This is a genomic window from Acidovorax sp. CF316 (assembly GCF_000276605.1).
Taxonomy (GTDB): domain Bacteria; phylum Pseudomonadota; class Gammaproteobacteria; order Burkholderiales; family Burkholderiaceae_C; genus Acidovorax.
This window is the reverse complement of the sequence record NZ_AKJX01000227.1, coordinates 1-18,534: the sequence shown is the minus strand read 5'-3', so window position 1 is coordinate 18,534 and position 18,534 is coordinate 1. Positions and strand designations below refer to the sequence as shown.

Sequence of the window (18,534 nt, the reverse complement as noted above, 5' to 3'; positions counted from 1 at the left end):
TGCGGCGCTTGTTGATAGCCGGGCTATCAACTGCGCACCGCGCCTAGCATCCCTTCCCGCCAAAGCCGCTGCGCGACCCCTGGGAGATCGTAAACAGGTTCTGGCCCGCACCCGCCCGCCGCCTGCTTCGTGTGGGCGGCGGGCTTTTTTTCGCCTGAACACTGCTTAAAAACTAGGGGTAAACCCTTAATTTTGGGCTTAAAGCCAAAAAAGACCTCAATTTCCCCTTTTGTTTGCCGTTATGAATGTACGAAGAGTCCGGAAGTGCCTCTGTCCATTCCATCCACCACCTGGGGCCTGCCATGCAAATGCCACCTGTTGATCGATCGCCGACCTGGCGTCCTCCGGGCGCCGATTTGTATTCCACCGGCGCCTCGGGGGCGCCGCCGATACGCCCTGTGAATGCGCCGCTGCCCGTCGAGTCCATGGACCGGCTCGGGGAGGGGGCCATCGTGCGCGAGCCCGACAAGCCTTCGGCGCCCGAGGCGCCGAACCGCGACTGGACCGAGGTGAAGAAGAAGGAAACGGTGGAAGAGCCGCCCGAGCCGCCGCCGGAGCCCATCTACAAGCAGTTGCTCGAGTTCATCCAGTCCATGTGGCGTGCCAGCGGCAGCGCCGTGGAAATGGCGCAGGACATCAACAAGGTGACCCTGCAGGAGCGGCTGGCCCAGCAGGTCAAGAACGAACCGCTGACCTACTCGGACCCCAAGGTCAAGCGCACGGCAGGGTTGTGAACCGGCTGGTAGGCTGAGGCGCCGCGACGGCGCCAGGGGGCATGGGGTATTTTTGCTATCGAACGGTAGCGGGTGGGGTCAGGGAGCGCTGGCTGCAGGAGCGGGAGCAGCAGGCGCCTGTTGTTTCGCGCGATCCCGTTCGGCGCGGTATTTGGCCGCAAAAGCGCGCACCTCCGCATACGAGACAAAGCCGTCATGGTCGGTATCGGCCTCATCGAAGGCATTGGCCAGGCGCGGGAACAGTTTCACTTCGGTCCGGCTGAGCTTGCCGTCGCCGTTGAAATCCAGCATCTTGAACTCGCGGATGGCCTTGGCTTCGCCCTTGGACAGGCCTTCGGTGTCGGCCGGTGGCGGCGCCGCCGGTGCCTGGGCCTGGGCCATGCTGCTGCAAAGCAGGGCGGCTGCGCCCCATGCCAATAGGTTCATCTTCATGCGTTCTGTTCTCTGTTCCTGTTGCGGGACCATGGTCGCACAGATGCGGTCGCACGGCGTTCATTGCAACCGGTCAGAGGCCTTCTTTCGCGGCAAGTTGCACACCATTGCACAACTTTGCACACCGCCAGGGCCGGCCCTTCAGTCCGCCAGCAGCGTGACGGGGTTGGACACCCCGCTGTTCACATGGCCCGCGGGCACATGCAGCGAGGCCGAGGTGACATGGCCGGTTTGGTCGTCGAAGAAGAAGTCGGGCTCGAACTCGCGCAGGAACTCCCCTTTTTGCAGGCCACCGAGGAACATCGCCTCATCGACCGCGATGTCCCAGTCCATCAGCGTGCGGATGGCGCGCTCGTGGGCGGGCGCGCTGCGCGCCGTGACCAGCGCGGTGCGGATGCGCATGCCCGTGCCGCCCGCGTGCTGCAGCCGGTGCAGGGCCGCGAGCAGGGGCTTGAAGGGGCCATCGGGCAGCGGCTGCGCCGCCTTGTCGCTCTCGTGGCGCTGGAAGGCGGCCAGGCCTTCGGCCTGGTAGACGCGCTCGGCCTCGTCGGAGAACAGCACCGCGTCGCCGTCGAAGGCGATGCGCACTTCGTGGGGGTTGGAGTCGCCGGCACGCACCGACTCGGTCAGCACGCGCGCCGCCGGGTAGCCCAGGTGCAGCGCCTGGCGCACGTCGGCCTCGTTGGCCGAGAGGAACAGGTGGGCCCCCAGCGGGCGCAGGTAGCGGAACGGGTCACGCCCCTGGGTGAAAACGCCGCGCTGCACCATGGGCAGCCCATGGGCCAGGCAGGAGCGGAACACGCGCATGCCGCTCACCGGGTCGTTGCGCGAGAGCAGCACCACCTCCACCCGCTGGTGCTCGGTGGTGTTGAAGGCCAGCAGCTTGCGCACCAGCGAAAAAGCCACGCCCGGCGCCGCCGGAATGTCGATGCGCTGGCGCTGCATCTCCACGTAGGCGCGGTCGTCCGTGTCGTCGAAGACGCTGTTTTCTTCCTCGAAATTGAACAGCGCGCGCGAGGAGATCGCGACCACCAGCTTGTCGTCCAGGGTGACGGCCATGGTGTGTGTCTACTTGACGAACTGGTTGAGCTGGATGATGGGCAGCATCACGGCCAGCACGATGGCCATCACCACCAGGCCCATGGCCACGATCAGCAGGGGCTCCAGGATGGTCGCCAGCTGCATGGAGCGGCGCTGCACCTCGACCGACAGCTGGGTGGCGGCGCGCTGCAGCATCACCGGCAACTGGCCCGTCTGTTCGCCCAGGCGCGCGAACATCGACAGCAGGCCCGGAAAGCGTTTTTTCTGCGCCAGGGCCGAGGCCAGCGGTGCACCCTCGCGCACCAGCACCAGGGCATCGAGCGCGTCGGCCCGCAGGGCGCGGTTGTTCAGGGTCTCGGCCGCGGCCTGCAGCGCGCGCAGGATGGGCACGCCGGCACTGGCCAGCATGGCCAGCGTGCTGGCAAAGCGCGCCGCGTTGTAGCCGCGCGCGAGCTTGCCCACCAGGGGCAGGTTGAGCCAGGCAGCGTCGAAGCGCTCGCGCACGCTCTCCGATTTCAGCGACCAGCGCAGGCCCAGTGCGCCGATGACCAGCACACCGAACAGGGCCAGCCCGTAGCTGCGCACCAGGGCGCTGATGCCCAGCATCACGGTGGTGATGAGGGGCAGGGCGCGCTTGGAGCCGGCGAACACGCTGGCCACCTGGGGCACCACATAGCCCAGCAGGAACATCACGATGGCGATCGCCACCAGGGTCACGATGGCCGGGTAGAGTGCGGCACCGATCAGCTTGGCCTTGAGCGCCTGGCGGTCTTCGAGGTCGTCGGCCAGGCGTTCGAGCACCAGGCCCAGGTTGCCGCTGTGCTCGCCAGCACCGATCACGGCGCAGTAGATGTCGGAAAACTCGCGCGGGTGCTGGCCCAGCGCGCGGGCGAAGGTGGCGCCGGCATTCACCTCGGCGCGCAGGGCGGCCACCAGGTGGCGCTGGCGGTCGTCGTCGGCCTCGTCCGAGAGGGCGCTCAGGGCGCGCTCCAGCGGCAGGCCGGAACTCACCAGCCCGGCGATCTGCCGGGTCCAGATGGCCAGGCCGGTGGCGTTGAACACCGGCCGGGTGAACAGGCTGCGGTTCCAGCCCTGGGCAGCGCCATCCCGGGAATGCCCGGTCTGGACCTGCTCCACTGCAATCGGCACCAGGGCCTGCGCGCGCAGCTGGGTGCGGGCGGACTTGGCGGTGTCGGCCTCCATCAGGCCTTTGCGGGTCTGGCCCTGGGCGTCCAGGGCTTCAAAGGAAAAAGCGGGCATGCAGCAGGTGGTGGGTGGGCGGTTGGGAAGTGCACGAAGGGGCACCCTCGTCAGCCACGATGGTAGCGGCAACCGGCATGTTGCCCCGCAAGCTTGTCCTCAAACGTTACATGGCGCCGATGCGCCGCGCTGCGTTGCGGATCCCTGCGCTACGGCGGGGACGCCCATTGCACACGGAAAGAGACGCCTTTTCCGCCGATACCGGCCCCGATTTCCACGCCCGCGCCAATGCACCGTGCCGCTGACCGGACCACGGCCAGCCCCAGGCCGGAACCGCTCGTGCCGGCATAGGGTCCGCGCACGAAGCGTTCGAAGACCGCCTCGCGCAAGTGCGGGGCAATGCCGGGGCCGTCGTCACGCACCTCGAGCACAAGGCGCCCGGCATGCTGGCCCAGTTGCAACTCCACGCGCCCGCCATGGCGGCCATAGCGGATGGCATTGCCGACCAGGTTGTCGGTGATGGATTCGAACACCTGCAGCGGCCCGCGGCTGGGCAGCCGGTCGGGCCCGAGGTAGCACAGCTCGATGTCCCGCGCCGCCGCCGGGCCCGCGTGGGCCGCCAGGCAGTCGCGGGCGATGTCCGCCAGGTCCACGGCGGCGGGCGCTTGCGCCGTGTCCGCATCGAGCCGTGCGAGCGCCAGCAACTGTCCCACCAGGCGGCCGGCGCGCTCGACGCCATTGCCCAGGCGCTCGGCCGCCGCGCGGCGCTCCTCGTCGCTGGCGCTGTGCAGCAGCAGGTCGCGCTGCGTGCCGATCACGGCCAGCGGGGTGCGCAGCTCGTGCGCCGCATCCGCGAGGAAGTTGCGCTCGCGCTGCAGCAGCGCGCGCAGCCGCGCCAGCGTGGCATTGAGTTCGCGAACCACCGGTGCCAGTTCGGCATGGGGCGCGCTCACCGCCAGCGCCTCCAGGTTCCCGGGCGGCCGCTGCGCGAGCTCGCGGGACAGCTGGCGCAGCGGGCGCAGGCCCGTGTGCACCGACACCCAGACCGGCAGCAGCACCAGGGGAAAAGCCACCAGCAAGGGCTGCAGCAGCCCCTCGCTGCTGATCATCACCGAGTCGAAGTTCAGGTGCCGGCTGTGCAGGGACTGGGTCACCTCGATCCGGTAGCGCCCATCGGCCGAGTGCAGCCGGTAGACGCGGTGGGGCTGGGCGCCGCCCTGGTCGGCATAGCCCTCGGGGCCGTCCGCCGGGGTATCGGTCACGCTGCCGCCCTGTGCCAGCAGCCGCCCCTGTGTATCGCGCACCCGGAACCCGAGGAATCCTTCGGGGTAGCTGAGCAACTCGGTATCGCTGTGGATGCGCGCGTCCAGGCCTTCGAGCGCCGCCGTGAAACGCGCCCCGTCGCTTGCGGCAGCGCTGGCCAGGCGGTCGATGCTGCGCGCCAGGGCCAGCATCTCGCGGTCGAAGCTGCCTGTTTCCCGGGCATAGACCATGGAGTGGCCGAGCGCGTAGATCGCCACCCAGACGAGTGCACAGGCCAGCAGCAGCGACAGCAACAGGCGCCGGGCGATGGACGGGCGCAGCAGGGAGGGCAGCGCCATCATGGCTGCAGCCCGGCGATGCGGTAGCCCACGCCACGCATGGTGCGGATGCAGTCCTCGCCCAGCTTGCGGCGCAGGTTGTGGATATGCCATTCGAGCGCGCTGAACTCCATCGGCTCGCCCAGGGGCGCCAGGGCCCGTGCCAATCGGTGCTTGGGCACCACCTCGCCACCGTGGCGCGCGAGTTCGACCACGATGGCGAATTCGCGTGGCGACAGCGGCACCGGCCCGTCTTCGGTGCGCACCTCGCGCTGGCGCATGTCGATGGTGAGCGGGCCCACGCTCCAGGTGCTCGACGACTGCCCGGCCGCGCGCCGCGTCACGGCCTGGATCCGGCTCGCCAGTTCCGCCACCTGCACGGGCTTGATGACATAGTCGTCGGCCCCTGCATCGAGCCCGGCGATGCGCATCTCCAGCGCATCGCGCGCGGTCAGCACGATGACCGGCAACGTGATCCCGGCACGCCGCCAGCCGCGCAGCAGGGACAGGCCTTCGCCATCGGGCAGGCCCAGGTCGAGCACGGCGCAGGCAAAGGGCAGGGGCTCGTCGCCGCCGGCCTCGCACAGGGCGCGGGCCTGGCCGAGGCTGCGCACCCATTCGCTGCTCAGCCCATGGGCCTTGAGTGCCTTCTGGAGGTCGCTGCCCAGGTCCAGGTCGTCTTCGATGAGAAGGAGGTGCATGTCGGAAGTCCCTTCTTAGATCGTAAACACGTTCTTAGGTGGGGCGAAGCTTATGCCAGGCGGGCAAAGCGGGCGCAAAGGAAGCCCTGCCTAGCATGCGCAGGTTTTCCACCACCCCATGGAGCGACCGCTGTGCGCCTTGTCCGAACGATGCCCCTTTCCCTGATCGCCCTGCTGCTTGTCGGGGCCCTGCTGTCCGCCTGTGGCGGCGGCGACGACGCCCCGTCCCGCGAGCACGCCGCGGTCCAGGCCCTGCTGGAGCAGGCGGTACCGCCTGCCGCGCCACCCGGGGCGCTGGTGGCGGTGCGGGATGCCTCGGGGCGCACCACCCGCTACGCCGCGGGCCTGGGGGCGGTGGCGCCGGCCACCCCCATGCGGCCCGAAGACCGCTTTCGCGCCGGCAGCGTGCTCAAGCTGATGGTCGCCACGGTGGTGCTGCAGCTGGTCGAGGAGGGGCGGCTGGCGCTCGGCACGCCGCTCACCCGCTTGCTGCCGGCCGGGCGCATCGCCGGCTTCGAGCACCGCGGCGCCATCACCCTGGAACACCTGCTCAACCACACCAGCGGACTGGGCGACACGGCCTCCAGCGAAGCCCATGACGCCGATGTGCTGGCCCAGCCGGCGCGCCTGCGCAGCGAACAGGAGTACCTGGACATGGCGCTGCTGGAGGGCCAGCGGCTGCCTGGCGAACATGCCTATGCCAACACCAACTACATCCTGCTGGGCCTGGTGATCGAGCAGGTCACCGGCAAGAGCTGGCGCAGCCAGGTGCGCGAGCGCCTGCTCACCCGGCTGGGCCTGGCCGATTCTTCGCTGCCCGAGCCTGCGGACCTGGAGATGCCAACGCCGTTCGCCCATGGCTACCAGCCCATGGCAGGCGCAGGCCTGCTGGATGTCAGCCGCATCTCCCCCTCGATGGCCGGTGCGGCCGGCGGCCATGCCCTGGTGACGACCACGGCCGACCTGGCGCGCTTTGCCGCCGCGCTGTTCGGCGGCGAGCTCTATCGCCTGCCGGGCACCCTGGCGCAAATGCTGCGCTTCGTGCCGGCCGAGCCCATCGGCGACATGGCCTATGCCTACGGCCTGGGTGTCATGCGCCACCAGTTGCCCGATGGCACGGTGTTCCTGGGCCACGGGGGCTCCACGGCAGGCTATTCCTGCGCGATTCTTTACGACCCGGTGCGCCGGCTGACCGTGGTGGCCGCGCGCAATGCGCCGGACCTTGAAGCCACCTACCTGGAGGTGGCGATGCCTGTGGCGCGCGCCCTGCAGGCGCAACGCTGAGATTTCAGGCCGGTACGCCGGCCTGCAGCGCTGCGTGTGCCTGCGCCGCGATCTCCAGCGAACGCAGGCGCAGCGCCGGGTCGTACACGTCGCTCACCAGCATCAACTCGTTGGCACCGGTCTCGCGCACCAGGTCGGCCAGGCCGGCCTGCACTGTCTCGGGCCCACCGATCACCGCGGCCGCCAGGAAGTCGCCGATGGCGGCACGCTCCTGCGGCTGCAGGCGTGCCGCGAAGTTCTCCACCGGCGGCAGCAGCAGGCGCCGGTCGCCGGTGAGGATGCCCAGCACGCGCTGGTAGGTGCTGCTGGCCAGGAACTCGGCCTCCTCGTCGGTCGGTGCCGCGATCAGCGGCACGCCGATGGCCAGGTAGGGCTTGGGCCAGGCGGCCGAGGGGCGATACAGGTTGCGGTACAGGTCGATGGCCTGGTGCAGCAGGCGCGGCGCGAAATGCGAGGCGAAGGCATAGGGCAGGCCGCGCTCGGCCGCCAGCTGCGCCGAGAACAGGCTCGATCCCAGCAGCCAGATCGGCACGTTCGTTCCGGCCCCGGGCGTGGCCACCAGGCGCTGGCCCGGTTCAGCCGGGGAGAACAGGCGCTGCAGCTCGGCCACGTCCTGCGGAAAGTCGTCGGCGGTTTCCACGCGGCTGCGGCGCAGCGCGCGCATGGTCGCCGGGTCGGTGCCGGGCGCGCGGCCCAGGCCCAGGTCGATGCGGCCGGGGTAGAGCTCGGCCAGCGTGCCGAAGGCTTCGGCCACCACCAGCGGCGCATGGTTGGGCAGCATCACGCCGCCCGACCCCACGCGGATGCGCGAGGTGCCGCCCGCGATGTGCCCCACCAGCACGGCGGTTGCCGAGCTGGCGATGCCTGCCATGTTGTGGTGCTCGGCCAGCCAGTAGCGGGCGAAACCGAGCTTTTCGGCGTGCTGTGCGGTGCGCAGGGCGATCTGCAGCGCCTCGGCCACGGTGCCGCCGTCGCGGACGGCCACCAGGTCCAGCATGGACAGGGCGGTGCGGGGGGAAACAGGTTCAGTCATGCGCCCATTGTGGTCCGGCCCGGCCGGTACCGCTTGCACCGGGGCCGAGAGCCGAGGCTGGCAGCAGGGCTGCACTGCACACGCCGACAGGGGTATGCGATTTTTTGGTAGCCAAAAGGCAAAACGCTACACAGAATGTTTCAAATGGCGTGGCGTCTCTTGCACAGGGGCCCGCCCGCACACCAAAAAACGGGATGGAAAATGGGTTTCTTCAGCCGACTGTTCAAGATGCGGGAGCAGGACCCGACCAGTCCAGACACGACCTGGGCCATGGAAGACAACGGCAGCGAACTCGTGCTGGACGCCGAGTACGCCACCATGCTCATGACCGAGATCGATATCGACGCGGCCATTTCCAGCCATGAGCGCTGGCGCCTGCAGCTGCAGGACATGATCAATGGCCGTTCCAACGAGGTCATGCGCCCCGAGCGCATCTGCCAGGACGACCGCTGCGACCTGGGCCGCTGGCTCAACGGCACGGGCCGCGTGCGGCTCGGCCACTACCCGGCCTTCGGCATGCTGGTGGCGCGCCACAAGTACTTCCACCAGCAGGCGGCCGCTGTGGTCACCCTGTTCCAGGCGGGGCAAAAGCCCCAGGCCGTGCAGTTGCTCAACAGCAGCTGCCGCCATGCGTCGAACCAGGTGCTGCTGCTGCTGAAAGAACTCAAGCGAGGCCTCGGCAGCAGCTGAACTGCGACGCCTTGCCGGCTCAGTAACTCCTGCCGCCCTTGTACATGGCGTGCTGGCGGCGTTGCAGCGTCCCGACCTCGCTCAAGCGGGCCATGGCAGCGCCCGCATGGGCGTGGGTGATGGCCATGCCCAGGCCGTCGGCGGCGTCGGTGCCGGGCAGGCCGGGCAGGCTCAGCAGGCGGCGCACCATTTCCTGCACCTGGGGCTTGGTCGCACGCCCATGGCCGACCACGGCCTTCTTCATCTGCAGCGCGGTGTACTCGGCCACGGGCAGGTTGCTGGCCACCAGCGCGGTGATGCAGGCACCGCGGGCCTGGCCCAGCAGCAGGGTGGACTGTGGGTTCACGTTGACGAAGACAATCTCGACCGAGGAGGTATCGGGCTGGTAGCGCGCCACCACCTCGGTGATGCCGTCGAACAGCATCTTCAGGCGCCCGGGCAGGTCGCCCAGGGCCAGCGTGGTCGTGCGGATGGTGCCGCTGGCCACGTAGCTCAGTCGGTGGCCGTCCATGTCCACCACGCCGAAGCCCGTGGTCTGCAGGCCCGGATCGATCCCCAGGATCCTCATAGCCCGAAGTACCAGCGCACCGAATGGAAGAACACCGGTGCCGCAAAGCACAGCGCGTCGACCCGGTCGAGCAGGCCACCGGCCCCCGTGACCGACATGCCCTGCATGCCCCAGCTGGTGATGCCGCGGTCGCGCTTGAGCGCCTTCATCACCAGGTGCCCGAGGCTGCCGGCCACACAGGCCAGCAGGGCCATGCCCAGCGCCTGGCCGGGCTTGAACGGGGTGATGAAGGTCAGCAGGCCGCCCACCAGGCCGCCCACGGCCACGCCGGCCAGCCAGCTCACCCACTGGAAGCTCTGGCTCACCTGGGGCGCCACGGGCTTGTGCGGAAAGCGCCGGCCCAGCAGGTGCTGCACCACCATGCAGGTCTGCACCACGAACACCAGGAAGAACACCAGGAAGGCGCCCTTGTCCCGGTAGCCCGGGAAGTCGAGTAGCAGCAGCGCCGGCACATGGCTCATGCCGTAGACGCAGACCATGATGCCCCACTGCAGCTTGGCGTTGCGCTCCAGGAAGCGCTGCGGGTCGTTGGCCAGCGCGCTCACCACGGGCAGCGCCAGGAACACGTAGACCGGGATGAACACCGTGAACAGGTCGAAATGCCGGCTGCCCACGATCCAGAACTGCAGCGGCAGCACCACGAAGAAGGCCAGCACCAGGCTGCGGTGGTCGCCCCGGCGCGTGGGCGAGAGCGTGATGAACTCGCGCAGCGCGAAAAAGCCCACGATGGCGAAGAGCACGGTGGCCACGGCGTCACCCAGCGCCCAGCCGATCCAGAACACGGTGGCCATGACCCAGGAGGTCTTGAGCAGGCCCCAGAAGCGCTTGGCCTCCAGGGCTTCGGCCTCGGCCTGCGGGTCGTCGCTGGACTGCTCGCGCAGCATGCGCGCGTAGGCCCAGATGGTGGTGATCGACAGGATGCCGAACACCACCAGGAACAGGGCACCGATCTGCTGGGTCGCGGTGAGGTTGCGAAGAAAGTTGTTCATTTCACACTTCCCGCAAGGCGATGACCGCACGGCGCGCACGGTCCAGGAACGGCCGGCGCTCTTCGTCGGCGGCCAGCTCGATCGGCGCGCCGAAGGTCACCGAGCACAGGATGGGCACGGGCACGACTTCGCCCTTGGGCATCACGCGCTGCACGTTGTTGATCCAGGCCGGCACCAGCACCACCTGCGGGAACATCTGCGCCAGCTTGTACAGCCCCGACTTGAAGGGCTGGGGCTCCTCGCCATGGCCGCGCGTGCCCTCGGGAAAGATCACGATGGAGTCGCCGCTCTGCAGCGCCTTCACCAGCGGCGCGAGCGGGTCGTTCTCGGGCAGCGCCGCGCGCAGCTCCTCGGGGGTCGGCGGTCGGGGCGGTGCCTCGGGGGCCGGGTCCGGCCCGCCGGCGGCAGCGGTTTCCGCCTCGGGCAGGGCCGCGCCCACCGGTGCCGCCTCCACAGGCGCCGGGCGTGCCGGCGTGGCCTGGCGGTCCACATACACCGCATTGAACACGGCGGTGGTGATCCACTGGCGAAACGGCGTCTTGGTCCAGTAGTCCTTGGCGGCGATCGGGCGGGTGATGCTGCGCAATTCCTCGGGCAGGGCCGCCCAGATCAGCACCATGTCGGCATGGCTCTGGTGGTTGGCGAAGTAGATGCGCTGCTCCGCCTTGGGCGGGCAACCATACCAGCGGGCCTGGGAGCCGGTCAGGAACCGCACTATTCCCAGAAGGAGGAGACTCATCAACTTGGCAAGCATGGCGCGGATGATACGGGCGAACCCGCGCACCCCTGGTGAGCCGGGCCACAGGCGGTGGGCGCCCGCCAGACAGCAGGGGCCGGCCACTGGACCCTGGCTGCGGCGCGACAGTATCATCCGGGCCCACGCTGCTCCATGAAAAAGCCCCAAGCCTTCACCGTCCACGATGTCGCCCGCATGGCCGGCGTGTCCGCCATGACGGTGTCACGCGCGCTGAACCATCCCGAGCGTGTGGCACCTGCCACGCTGCTCAAGGTGCGCGAGGTGGTCAGCCAGACGGGCTTCGTTCCCAATGGCATGGCGGGTGGTCTGCGCTCCTCGCGTGCCCGGCTGGTGGCCGCAGTGTTGCCGACGCTGACGGGCCCGGTGTTCCAGGAAACCGTGCGCGCGCTGAACCAGGCGCTGGACGAGCGAGGCTACCAGCTGATGATCGGCCAGAGCGGCTACGACGCCTCGCGCGAGGACGCGCTGCTCGACGCCATCATCCGGCGCCGGCCCGATGGCATCGTGCTGACCGGCATCATGCATTCGGTGGAAGGTCGGCGCCAGTTGCTGGCTGCGGGCATTCCGGTGGTCGAGACGTGGGACCTGACACCCACCCCCATCGACATGCTGGTGGGCTTCTCGCACGAGCGCATCGGCGAGTCGGTCTGCCATTTCCTGTACCAGCGCGGCTACCGCCAGCCCCTGCTGCTCGGTGCCAACGATGACCGGGCGCGCCTGCGCATGGGCGGGTTTCGGCGCGCGGCCCGGGAGCTGGGCCTGGCGGCCGAGGTGCCGGCGGTGCTGGTGCCGGCGCCCACCACGCTGGGGTCGGGGCGCAGCGGGCTGGTGGCGGCGCTGGCCGCCCACCCCGGGACCGATGCGGTGTTCTGCAGTTCGGACATGCTGGCCCTGGGGGTGCTGATCGAGGCCCAGGCGCGCGGCCTGTCGGTGCCCGGGCAACTGGCCGTCGTGGGCCTAGGCGACCTGGAGTTCGCCGCCAGCCTGCAGCCGGCATTGACCACGGTGCGCATCGACGGCACGCGCATCGGCCGCACGGCGGCGCAGTTCATCGACGACCGCGCGGAAGGCCGCACGGTCGACACGCCCATCGTCGACATCGGCTTCGAGATCGTCTCGCGCGCCAGCGCCTGAACACGGCCTGCTAGGGCGTGTGGGCCGTCGTGCGGGCTTCGAGAAAGGCCTTGAGCTGGTCGGCCGCCAGGGGCCGGCTGAACAGATAGCCCTGGTAGGCGTGGCAGCCGTGTTCGGCCAGGAACTGTTGCTGGCTCTCGTTCTCCACCCCCTCGGCGATGACGTGCAGCCCCAGGCTCTGGGCCAGTGCCACGATGGTCCGCACGATGGCGGCATCGTTGGGGTCGCTCAGCAGGTCGCGCACGAAGGACTGGTCGATCTTGAGCTGGTCGAGCGGCAAGCGCTTGAGGTAGTAGAGCGACGAGTACCCGGTGCCGAAGTCGTCGAGCGAGAAGCAGACGCCGCGGCGCTTCAAGGCAGCCATCTTGGTGACCGTCTCCTCCATGTCGCTGACCAGCAGGCTTTCGGTGAGCTCGAGCTTGAGCCGGCGCGGGTTGGCGCCGGCCTTGTCCAGCACGGCCAGCACCTGGTCGACAAAGTCGGGGTGGCGGAACTGCAGCACGCTGACATTGACGGCGACGGTGAGCCCGGCGGTCTCCGGCCGGGCCGACCACGCGGCGATCTGTGCGCACGCGGCCTCCAGCACCCAGCGGCCCAGGGGCAGGATGCTGCCCGTCTCCTCGGCCAGCGGGATGAACACCGCCGGCGACACCATGCCGCGCTGCGGGTGCTTCCAGCGCAGCAGCGCCTCGACGCCCAGCATCTCTCCCTGGCTGTCCACCTGGGGTTGCCAGTGCAGCAGGAACTCGTCTTGTGCGAGCGCCTGGCGCAGGTCGCTTTCCAGCGCGGCGCGGGCCGTCACGGCCTGCTGCATGTCCGGGTCGAAGAAGCGCAGGGTGTTGCGGCCTGCGGTCTTGGCCTGGTACATGGCCAGGTCCGCGCGCTTGAGCAACTCGCCCACCTCCTCGGTCTGGGCGAAGGGCGCGATGCCGATGCTGCAGGTGCCGCGGTGCTCATAGCCCATCAGGTCGAAAGGCTGGTTCAAGGCGTGCAGGACATTTTCCGCAACCGTGCGGCCCTGCACGGCGGTTTCGCTCGCGCTCCCGCTGAGCTGCTCCAGCATCACGACGAACTCGTCGCCGCCCAGGCGTGCCACCGTGTCGGTCTCGCGCACGCAACCCTTCAGGCGCGTGGCGACCTGCTGCAGCAGCAGGTCGCCCTTGTCATGCCCGAGCGTGTCGTTCAAGGTCTTGAAGTTGTCCAGGTCGATGAACAGCAGGGCGCCCCCACGGCCGTTGCGTGCGCTCGCGACGAGCGCGTGCTGCAGCCGGTCGACCAGCCGGATGCGATTGGGCAGGCCGGTCAGCGGGTCAAAGAACGCGAGCTTCTGTATCTGCAGCTCGGTCACCTTGCGCTGCGTGATGTCGGTGTTGATGGCCAGGATCGAGCGCGGCATGCCGTGCTCGTCGCGCACCAGCGTCCAGTGCGCCTCCACCGTGAGGGTGCTGCCATCCTTGCGGTGCTGGGTGAATTCACCGTTCCACTCCCCCAGCGCCAGCACGTTGCGGATCGCCTGCTGGTAGGCGTGGGCATCGTCGTAGAGCAGGTGCGAGATCGAGCGGCCGATGGCCTCCTGTGGCGTCCAGCCGTAGAGGCGCTGTGCGCTGCGGTTCCAGAACAGCACCCGGTCCTCCAGGCAGCGCACGATGATGGCGTCCTGGGCCTTGTCCAGCAGCGAGGCCTGGTCGCGGATCTGCGCGTCGGCCTCCTGGCGCTCGATCTCGGCCGCCGCGCGCGTGGCGAAGATGTGCAGCGTGGACGCCATCATGGCATCGAGCTCGCGGCTGCTGTCGAACAGCAGCGCCATCGCGCCCAGCGGGCGGCCCGACGCGCTGTCCAGCCGGCGCCAGATGCAGGTGTGGGCCTGCAGCCCTGGCAGCAGCCGGGCCGCGAACTGCGCCACCACTGCCCCTTGCACGGTGCCGTGCGTCTCCCGCAGGGCCGGTGCCAGCGGCGATCCTTCCAGGGCGAAGTCGAAGTCGAAGTCGGCGACGGCCTGGTCCTGCGCCAGCGCCGCCAGCATGTGGGCCTGTGGCGCCTGCGCCGGCCCGTTCTCGCCACCTGTGCGCAGGCGTGCCACGAAGCCTCCACAGGCCTCCAGAGTCTCGGTGCTGCTGCGCACCAGCTGCTCGAAGAAGGCCGTTCCCGTGCCGGCGGAGACCGCTGCCGCGACCTTCGCCACCGCGGCCTGCAGGGCCTGCTGGCGGGCCTGGGCACGCAGGCCTTCGATGCCGAACGCCAGGTCGTTGGCCAGGTCCTGCAGGAGCTTGGCCTCTTCGGCCCCGATCACCACCGGCTCCTTGGCGCACAGGCCCAGCAGGCCCAGCGCGCCACCGGCGCGGCCCAGGGGCAGGAAGGCCGCGCCCAGAAAGCCGTGCGCCAGCGCCATGCGCGCCCAGGGTTCGGGCGCCGGCAGGTGGGCCAGGTTCTCGGCCACCGCCAGTTGTCCGCTGGCCAGCGCCTGTTCGATGGTGCGGCGCAGGCCGGCCTGCGAGGGGTCGTCCCAGGCGCCTTCCAGGGCCGTGAGCAGGCCACTGCCGTCTCCGACCCGGGCGGCCAGCTGCAGGCTGCCGCCGCCGCGCAGCCACCCGGCCCAGGCCATGTCGTAGCCGCCGATCTCCACCGTGATGCGACAGACCTCCTCGATCAGGGCCTGCTCGGTGCCGGCCCGGATCTGCACCTCGTTGCAGGCGCTCAGCATGCGCTGGGCCCGGTTGGCGCGGGCCAGTTCGCGCTCGGCGCGCACGCGCAGGCTCACGTCGTTGGCGAGCACCAGGCGGGCGCGCCGGCCATTGAAATCGACCAGGTCGGCCGAGATCTCTGTGTCGATGACCGAGCCATCCTTGCGCCGATGGCGCCGCTTGATGCCGGTGACCTTTTGCACCTCCTCCGTGCTGCGCAGGGTCTTTTCCCACTCGGGGCTGTCCTCGGGCAGCCACAGGTCCCGCACGTCCATGGCGAGGAACTCCTGCTCGCTGTACCCGTAGTGCAGCACCGCCGCCTGGTTCACGGCCAGGATCTGGCGCGAGCGCAGGTCCGACACCCACATGGGAAAAGGGTTGTGGTCGAACAGCAGCCGGTACTGTTCCCCCGAGGCCCGCCATTGCGACGTGGTGCCATGCCGCGCGAGGGTGGCGCCCAGCGATTCCCCCAGGACCTGCAGGCCGTGCAGCGCCGGCCAAGTGAACGCGCCCCGCGGGCCGGACAACGCGCTGACCCAGCCGAGGACGTCGGCGGCGGCGGTGCGCAGCGGGGCCATCAGCAGGGACACCGGGGCGCCGGCCTGTGCGACATCGGTCCAGAGCAGGGCCGGGTGGCTGTGGTCGCCGAGGCTGGACCGGTCGGGGGCTGCGCCGGGCCAGGCCAGGGTATCGCCCACTGCCGCCGCGATCTCGCCGCTGACCGCGCGGCAGAGAAAGTCGCCGCCGTCCTCGCGCAGGTAGATGGCGCAACCCGCCGCCTCGGTCAAGGCGCGCGCCCAGCCGGCCATGCGGGCGAGGATTTCGCTGCGGGCCATGCCAAGGTCCAGCGCCAGCATCTCCTGCTGCAGGCGCACAAGGCGGGCAAGGGCCGCGGCATCTTCGCTGGCAGGCCGCAAGGGGTCTTCGGGGAGCAGGCCCATGGTGTCCTTTTACCTTGGATGGGGGGCGCGGGCGGCGGAGCAACGGTGCCCCTGCAGCCGTCCGGGCTGTCCCCACTCTACCGCGCCGGATGCCGGTGCCGGCCCGCGCATGGCAAAGAAGGCGCCACCCTGCGTGGCGCACCGCCTGAGATTCGAGAGGGTCATGTTTCTACCCACCGACCCGGCCTGGGTGCCGCTGCGGCTTGAAAAAAGGCTGCACGGATCGGGGGTTGGCCGGTACAAGTGCGCTATTGGTTTGCATGGGCACTTGGGGTGAGAATGTAAGCAAATGAATCACCATTGAAAAGACAAGATTCTTCGGTGGGTGATCAATCAATTTGATCACCAACGGTGTTGCAGGGGCCGATACACAGGTACTGGAGTGGTATGGCGACCGATTCCCTGGTCAAATTTAATCTTCGGCAGTTGGGCGTCTTCCGCTGCGTGGCGGAGAGTGGCGGCATCCGTGCCGCCGCGCGCCGGCTGGGCCTGACCCAGCCCGCCGTCACGCACGCCATGCGCGAGCTCGAGCAGGGCCTCGGGGTCGATCTCTTCGTGCGCAGCGCCAAGGGGGTGCGCCTCACGCCGCCGGGTGAAGCCCTGCTGCTGCGGACCCAGCGCATCCTGCACGAGGCGCAAAGCGCCCAGGCGGAGCTCGAACAGATGGGCGGGGGCCAGGGCGGGCGGCTGCGCATCGCCCTGAGTGCCGCCGCCAGCAGCGTACTGCCGCAGGCCCTGGTCGATTTCCGGGCACTGCGCCCCGACGTGGTGCTGGAGCTGCGCGAGATGACCTGGCCCACCCGCCTGGACGGCTGGAAAGAGGGGGAGTACGACTTTGCCGTGCTCGCGCAGGCCGATGTGCCGCACCAGGACGCCCTGGAGCGGGAGCCCCTGTTCTCCATCCCCGCGGTGCTGGCGGTGCGCACCGGGCATCCGCTCGCCGGTGCGCGTTCCGTCACCGCGCTGGCACAGGCGCTGTGGCTGGCACCCGGCTATGGCATGGACGTGCTGGACCGGCTGTTCGCGCAGCAGCACACGCCGCCGCCGCGGGACATCATCTACTGCCACTCCGTGTCGATCGCCCTGTCGCTGCTGCGGGCCACCGATGCCGTCGGCGTGGTCTCCTCGCGCCTGTTCCTGGACGAGGGCGCCAGCCCGGGGCTGGTGGCGCTCGGGATCGCGGAGCCCCTTCCGGCGGCCCAGGTCTGCGTGGTGATCCGGGACCGCCAGGCCCTGACACCGGCCGCCAGGCTGTTCATCGACTGCCTGCGCCAGGCGGCGGCCAAGGCCTCGTGAGCGGCGCGCGCCGCGGGGGCGGTATGCTTGGCGCATCGGCTTTCCACCCCACCTGCCCATGACCACGATTCCACGTCTCCTGGCCCTCGCGCTGCTGGTGCTTCTTGCCGGGCCGGCTGCGGCAGAGCCGATGCCGGGGCTGTGGGAGCGCCGCTTCACGGGCTTCCTGCCGGATCCCGCGTCGGGGGTGGAGAAACGCTGGGCCGAGCCTGCCGATACGCGCTGCCTGTCCGAAGCCGACCTGCGCAAGCTGCCATTTCTCACGGCTGCGGCCAGCAAGGTGGCCCACGAGCGGGACGGCGGCAGTTGCACGGTGTCGGGCGAAGCACACACCCGTGAAGCCGCTTCCTGGAATCTGGCGTGCAAGGAGGCCGGTGGGCGCGCCGTGGAGACGCGGATGTCGGTCGAGATCTCGGACGCGCGGATCGTTTCCCTGACCCGCAGGATCACACCGGACAATGTGCCCGGTGCGCAGGATGTGCGGGTCGAAGTCCGGATGACGCGCCTGGGCGATTGCGATGGCGGGGCCGCGAAAAAGCCCTGATGGCGCCCAGGCCTGGCGAAGCAGGGCGGGCGCCGCACACAACGCAGGGCTGTGGCACCCCCAAGCAGCCTTGAAAAGACCCTTACACCCAGATCCGGTAGACCCAGAACGCCTCGTCGCGCTGAATGCCGTCGTACAGCGCCTGCGGCGCATAGCCGGTGATGCGCCGCGTGACGCGGCACAGGTGCGACTGGTCCGAAAAGCCGGCGCCCGCGGCCACCTCGGCCCAGCGCACCGGGGACTCGGCCGCGTCCGCCGCGAGGGTGTCGAAGAAGGCCTGCTCGGCCTTGCCGAAGCCGCGCAGCTCGCGCAGCGGCAGGCCGGCCCAGCGCTTGATGCGCCGCTCCAGCTGGCGCAGGCTGCGGCCGGGCGCCGAGTGCGCGGCGCGCTGCGCCAGGTGCGTGGCCCAGTCGCCATAGCGCTGCGTGGCCGAGGCGGGGCCGGGCCTGCAGGCCTGCCAGCGCGGCAGCAAAAACCGCTCCAGGCAGTCCATGCGGGACGCGTCGTCGGCCTGGTGCTGCACCGCCTCGCACATGGCCAGCCAGTCGCGCGGCAGCAGCGTGGCGGCGTCCACCGTGCGGTCGGTCAGGTCCTCGGGCGCCAGGCCGGTGAGCAGGTGCAGCGCATCGGGCATGAACATCACCATCATGGCGTGCGTGGGTTCGGCGCACCAACTGGTCGAGGGCCGGGTCTGCGGACCCGCCAGCACCCAGCGCCCCGCGAAGGGCTCGCGCGGACTGTGCAGGTCCGGCATGCTGCCGGCCCGCCCGGGCACCAGGCACTCGCTGCGGCCCGTGAACCACCAGCTCAGGCTGCACAGCGGCGTGGCGGGAAAACGGTTGATGCGCTGTGCATCGCTGAGCGCATGGCCCAGCGTGCTGCGCACGATGGTGCCGCGCACGCAGGCCGAGAGGCCGGCGTGCGGCAGC

At 69.7% G+C, this 18,534-nt stretch carries 17 protein-coding genes; 6 read left to right on the top strand and 11 right to left on the bottom strand.

Features of this window, described 5'->3' with window-relative positions:
* Positions 1 to 302 precede the first annotated feature (302 nt).
* Positions 303 to 734 (top strand): hypothetical protein, encoded by a 432-nt coding sequence (locus PMI14_RS27615; RefSeq protein WP_035206059.1) that lies wholly within the window; start codon positions 303 to 305, stop codon positions 732 to 734.
* A 78-nt stretch (positions 735 to 812) separates the two neighbouring features.
* Here PMI14_RS27615 and PMI14_RS27610 read toward each other — a convergent pair whose 3' ends face one another.
* The 5 genes from PMI14_RS27610 to PMI14_RS27590 all read right to left on the bottom strand — a co-directional run bounded on the left by PMI14_RS27610 (position 813) and on the right by PMI14_RS27590 (position 5,688).
* The gene (locus tag PMI14_RS27610) at positions 813 to 1,160 is read right to left on the bottom strand and encodes an EF-hand domain-containing protein (RefSeq protein ID WP_369751518.1); all 348 of its coding nucleotides are present in this window, start codon (positions 1,158 to 1,160) and stop codon (positions 813 to 815) included.
* Positions 1,161 to 1,307: 147 nt separating this feature from the next.
* The gene (locus PMI14_RS27605; RefSeq protein ID WP_007859704.1) at positions 1,308 to 2,225 is read right to left on the bottom strand and encodes a 5'-nucleotidase; all 918 of its coding nucleotides are present in this window, start codon (positions 2,223 to 2,225) and stop codon (positions 1,308 to 1,310) included.
* 9 nt (positions 2,226 to 2,234) lie between these two features.
* Positions 2,235 to 3,467, bottom strand: coding sequence for a type II secretion system inner membrane protein GspF (gspF, locus tag PMI14_RS27600; RefSeq protein ID WP_007859703.1), 1,233 nt, complete (start codon positions 3,465 to 3,467; stop codon positions 2,235 to 2,237).
* Between the two features lie 149 nt (positions 3,468 to 3,616).
* The gene (locus PMI14_RS33790) at positions 3,617 to 5,008 is read right to left on the bottom strand and encodes an ATP-binding protein (RefSeq protein WP_157405913.1); all 1,392 of its coding nucleotides are present in this window, start codon (positions 5,006 to 5,008) and stop codon (positions 3,617 to 3,619) included.
* Positions 5,008 to 5,688 carry a response regulator gene (locus PMI14_RS27590; protein ID WP_007859701.1) on the bottom strand — a complete coding sequence of 227 codons (681 nt, stop codon included), beginning with the start codon at positions 5,686 to 5,688 and terminating at the stop codon, positions 5,008 to 5,010. The genes PMI14_RS33790 and PMI14_RS27590 overlap by 1 nt, the downstream gene beginning before the upstream one ends.
* Positions 5,689 to 5,838: 150 nt before the next feature.
* On the opposite strand from PMI14_RS27590, the gene PMI14_RS27585 reads away from it, so the two are divergent.
* A complete protein-coding gene (locus PMI14_RS27585) occupies positions 5,839 to 6,972 on the top strand; it encodes a serine hydrolase (RefSeq protein ID WP_007859699.1) in 1,134 nt (377 codons plus the stop codon).
* 4 nt (positions 6,973 to 6,976) lie between these two features.
* On the opposite strand, the gene PMI14_RS27580 is transcribed toward PMI14_RS27585, so the two are convergent.
* Positions 6,977 to 8,005 carry an LLM class flavin-dependent oxidoreductase gene (locus tag PMI14_RS27580; RefSeq protein WP_035206056.1) on the bottom strand — a complete coding sequence of 343 codons (1,029 nt, stop codon included), beginning with the start codon at positions 8,003 to 8,005 and terminating at the stop codon, positions 6,977 to 6,979.
* Between the two features lie 201 nt (positions 8,006 to 8,206).
* On the opposite strand from PMI14_RS27580, the gene PMI14_RS27575 reads away from it, so the two are divergent.
* The gene (locus PMI14_RS27575) at positions 8,207 to 8,695 is read left to right on the top strand and encodes a CZB domain-containing protein (RefSeq protein ID WP_007859697.1); all 489 of its coding nucleotides are present in this window, start codon (positions 8,207 to 8,209) and stop codon (positions 8,693 to 8,695) included.
* A gap of 19 nt (positions 8,696 to 8,714) precedes the next feature.
* Here PMI14_RS27575 and ruvC read toward each other — a convergent pair whose 3' ends face one another.
* Genes ruvC through PMI14_RS27560 form a run of 3 tightly spaced genes read right to left on the bottom strand, consistent with a single transcriptional unit; the run spans position 8,715 to position 11,006 of the window.
* Positions 8,715 to 9,263 (bottom strand): crossover junction endodeoxyribonuclease RuvC, encoded by a 549-nt coding sequence (gene ruvC / locus PMI14_RS27570; protein ID WP_007859696.1) that lies wholly within the window; start codon positions 9,261 to 9,263, stop codon positions 8,715 to 8,717.
* Positions 9,260 to 10,252, bottom strand: a complete 993-nt coding sequence (locus tag PMI14_RS27565) for a phosphatidate cytidylyltransferase (RefSeq protein WP_007859695.1) — start codon at positions 10,250 to 10,252, stop codon at positions 9,260 to 9,262. Before PMI14_RS27565 ends, ruvC begins: the two co-directional genes overlap by 4 nt.
* 1 nt (position 10,253) lies before the next feature.
* Positions 10,254 to 11,006: a lysophospholipid acyltransferase family protein gene (locus PMI14_RS27560; protein ID WP_035206063.1), complete on the bottom strand. Its 753-nt coding sequence runs from the start codon at positions 11,004 to 11,006 to the stop codon at positions 10,254 to 10,256.
* A gap of 135 nt (positions 11,007 to 11,141) precedes the next feature.
* Between PMI14_RS27560 and PMI14_RS27555 the strand changes: the two genes are divergently transcribed.
* The gene (locus PMI14_RS27555) at positions 11,142 to 12,143 is read left to right on the top strand and encodes a LacI family DNA-binding transcriptional regulator (protein WP_007859685.1); all 1,002 of its coding nucleotides are present in this window, start codon (positions 11,142 to 11,144) and stop codon (positions 12,141 to 12,143) included.
* A 10-nt stretch (positions 12,144 to 12,153) separates the two neighbouring features.
* Here PMI14_RS27555 and PMI14_RS27550 read toward each other — a convergent pair whose 3' ends face one another.
* Positions 12,154 to 15,765: an EAL domain-containing protein gene (locus PMI14_RS27550; RefSeq protein WP_007859681.1), complete on the bottom strand. Its 3,612-nt coding sequence runs from the start codon at positions 15,763 to 15,765 to the stop codon at positions 12,154 to 12,156.
* A gap of 387 nt (positions 15,766 to 16,152) precedes the next feature.
* Here PMI14_RS27550 and PMI14_RS27545 point away from each other — a divergent pair, with 387 nt between their 5' ends.
* Both PMI14_RS27545 and PMI14_RS27540 read left to right on the top strand, forming a co-directional pair.
* Positions 16,153 to 17,061 carry a LysR family transcriptional regulator gene (locus PMI14_RS27545; RefSeq protein WP_007859680.1) on the top strand — a complete coding sequence of 303 codons (909 nt, stop codon included), beginning with the start codon at positions 16,153 to 16,155 and terminating at the stop codon, positions 17,059 to 17,061.
* A gap of 58 nt (positions 17,062 to 17,119) precedes the next feature.
* Entirely contained in the window at positions 17,120 to 17,605 is a 486-nt protein-coding gene (locus PMI14_RS27540) for a DUF3617 family protein (protein ID WP_007859678.1), read from the top strand.
* An 82-nt stretch (positions 17,606 to 17,687) separates the two neighbouring features.
* Here the strand turns inward: PMI14_RS27540 and PMI14_RS27535 are convergent, their stop codons facing one another.
* The gene (locus PMI14_RS27535; protein ID WP_007859672.1) at positions 17,688 to 18,533 is read right to left on the bottom strand and encodes a helix-turn-helix domain-containing protein; all 846 of its coding nucleotides are present in this window, start codon (positions 18,531 to 18,533) and stop codon (positions 17,688 to 17,690) included.
* Position 18,534 lies beyond the last annotated feature (1 nt).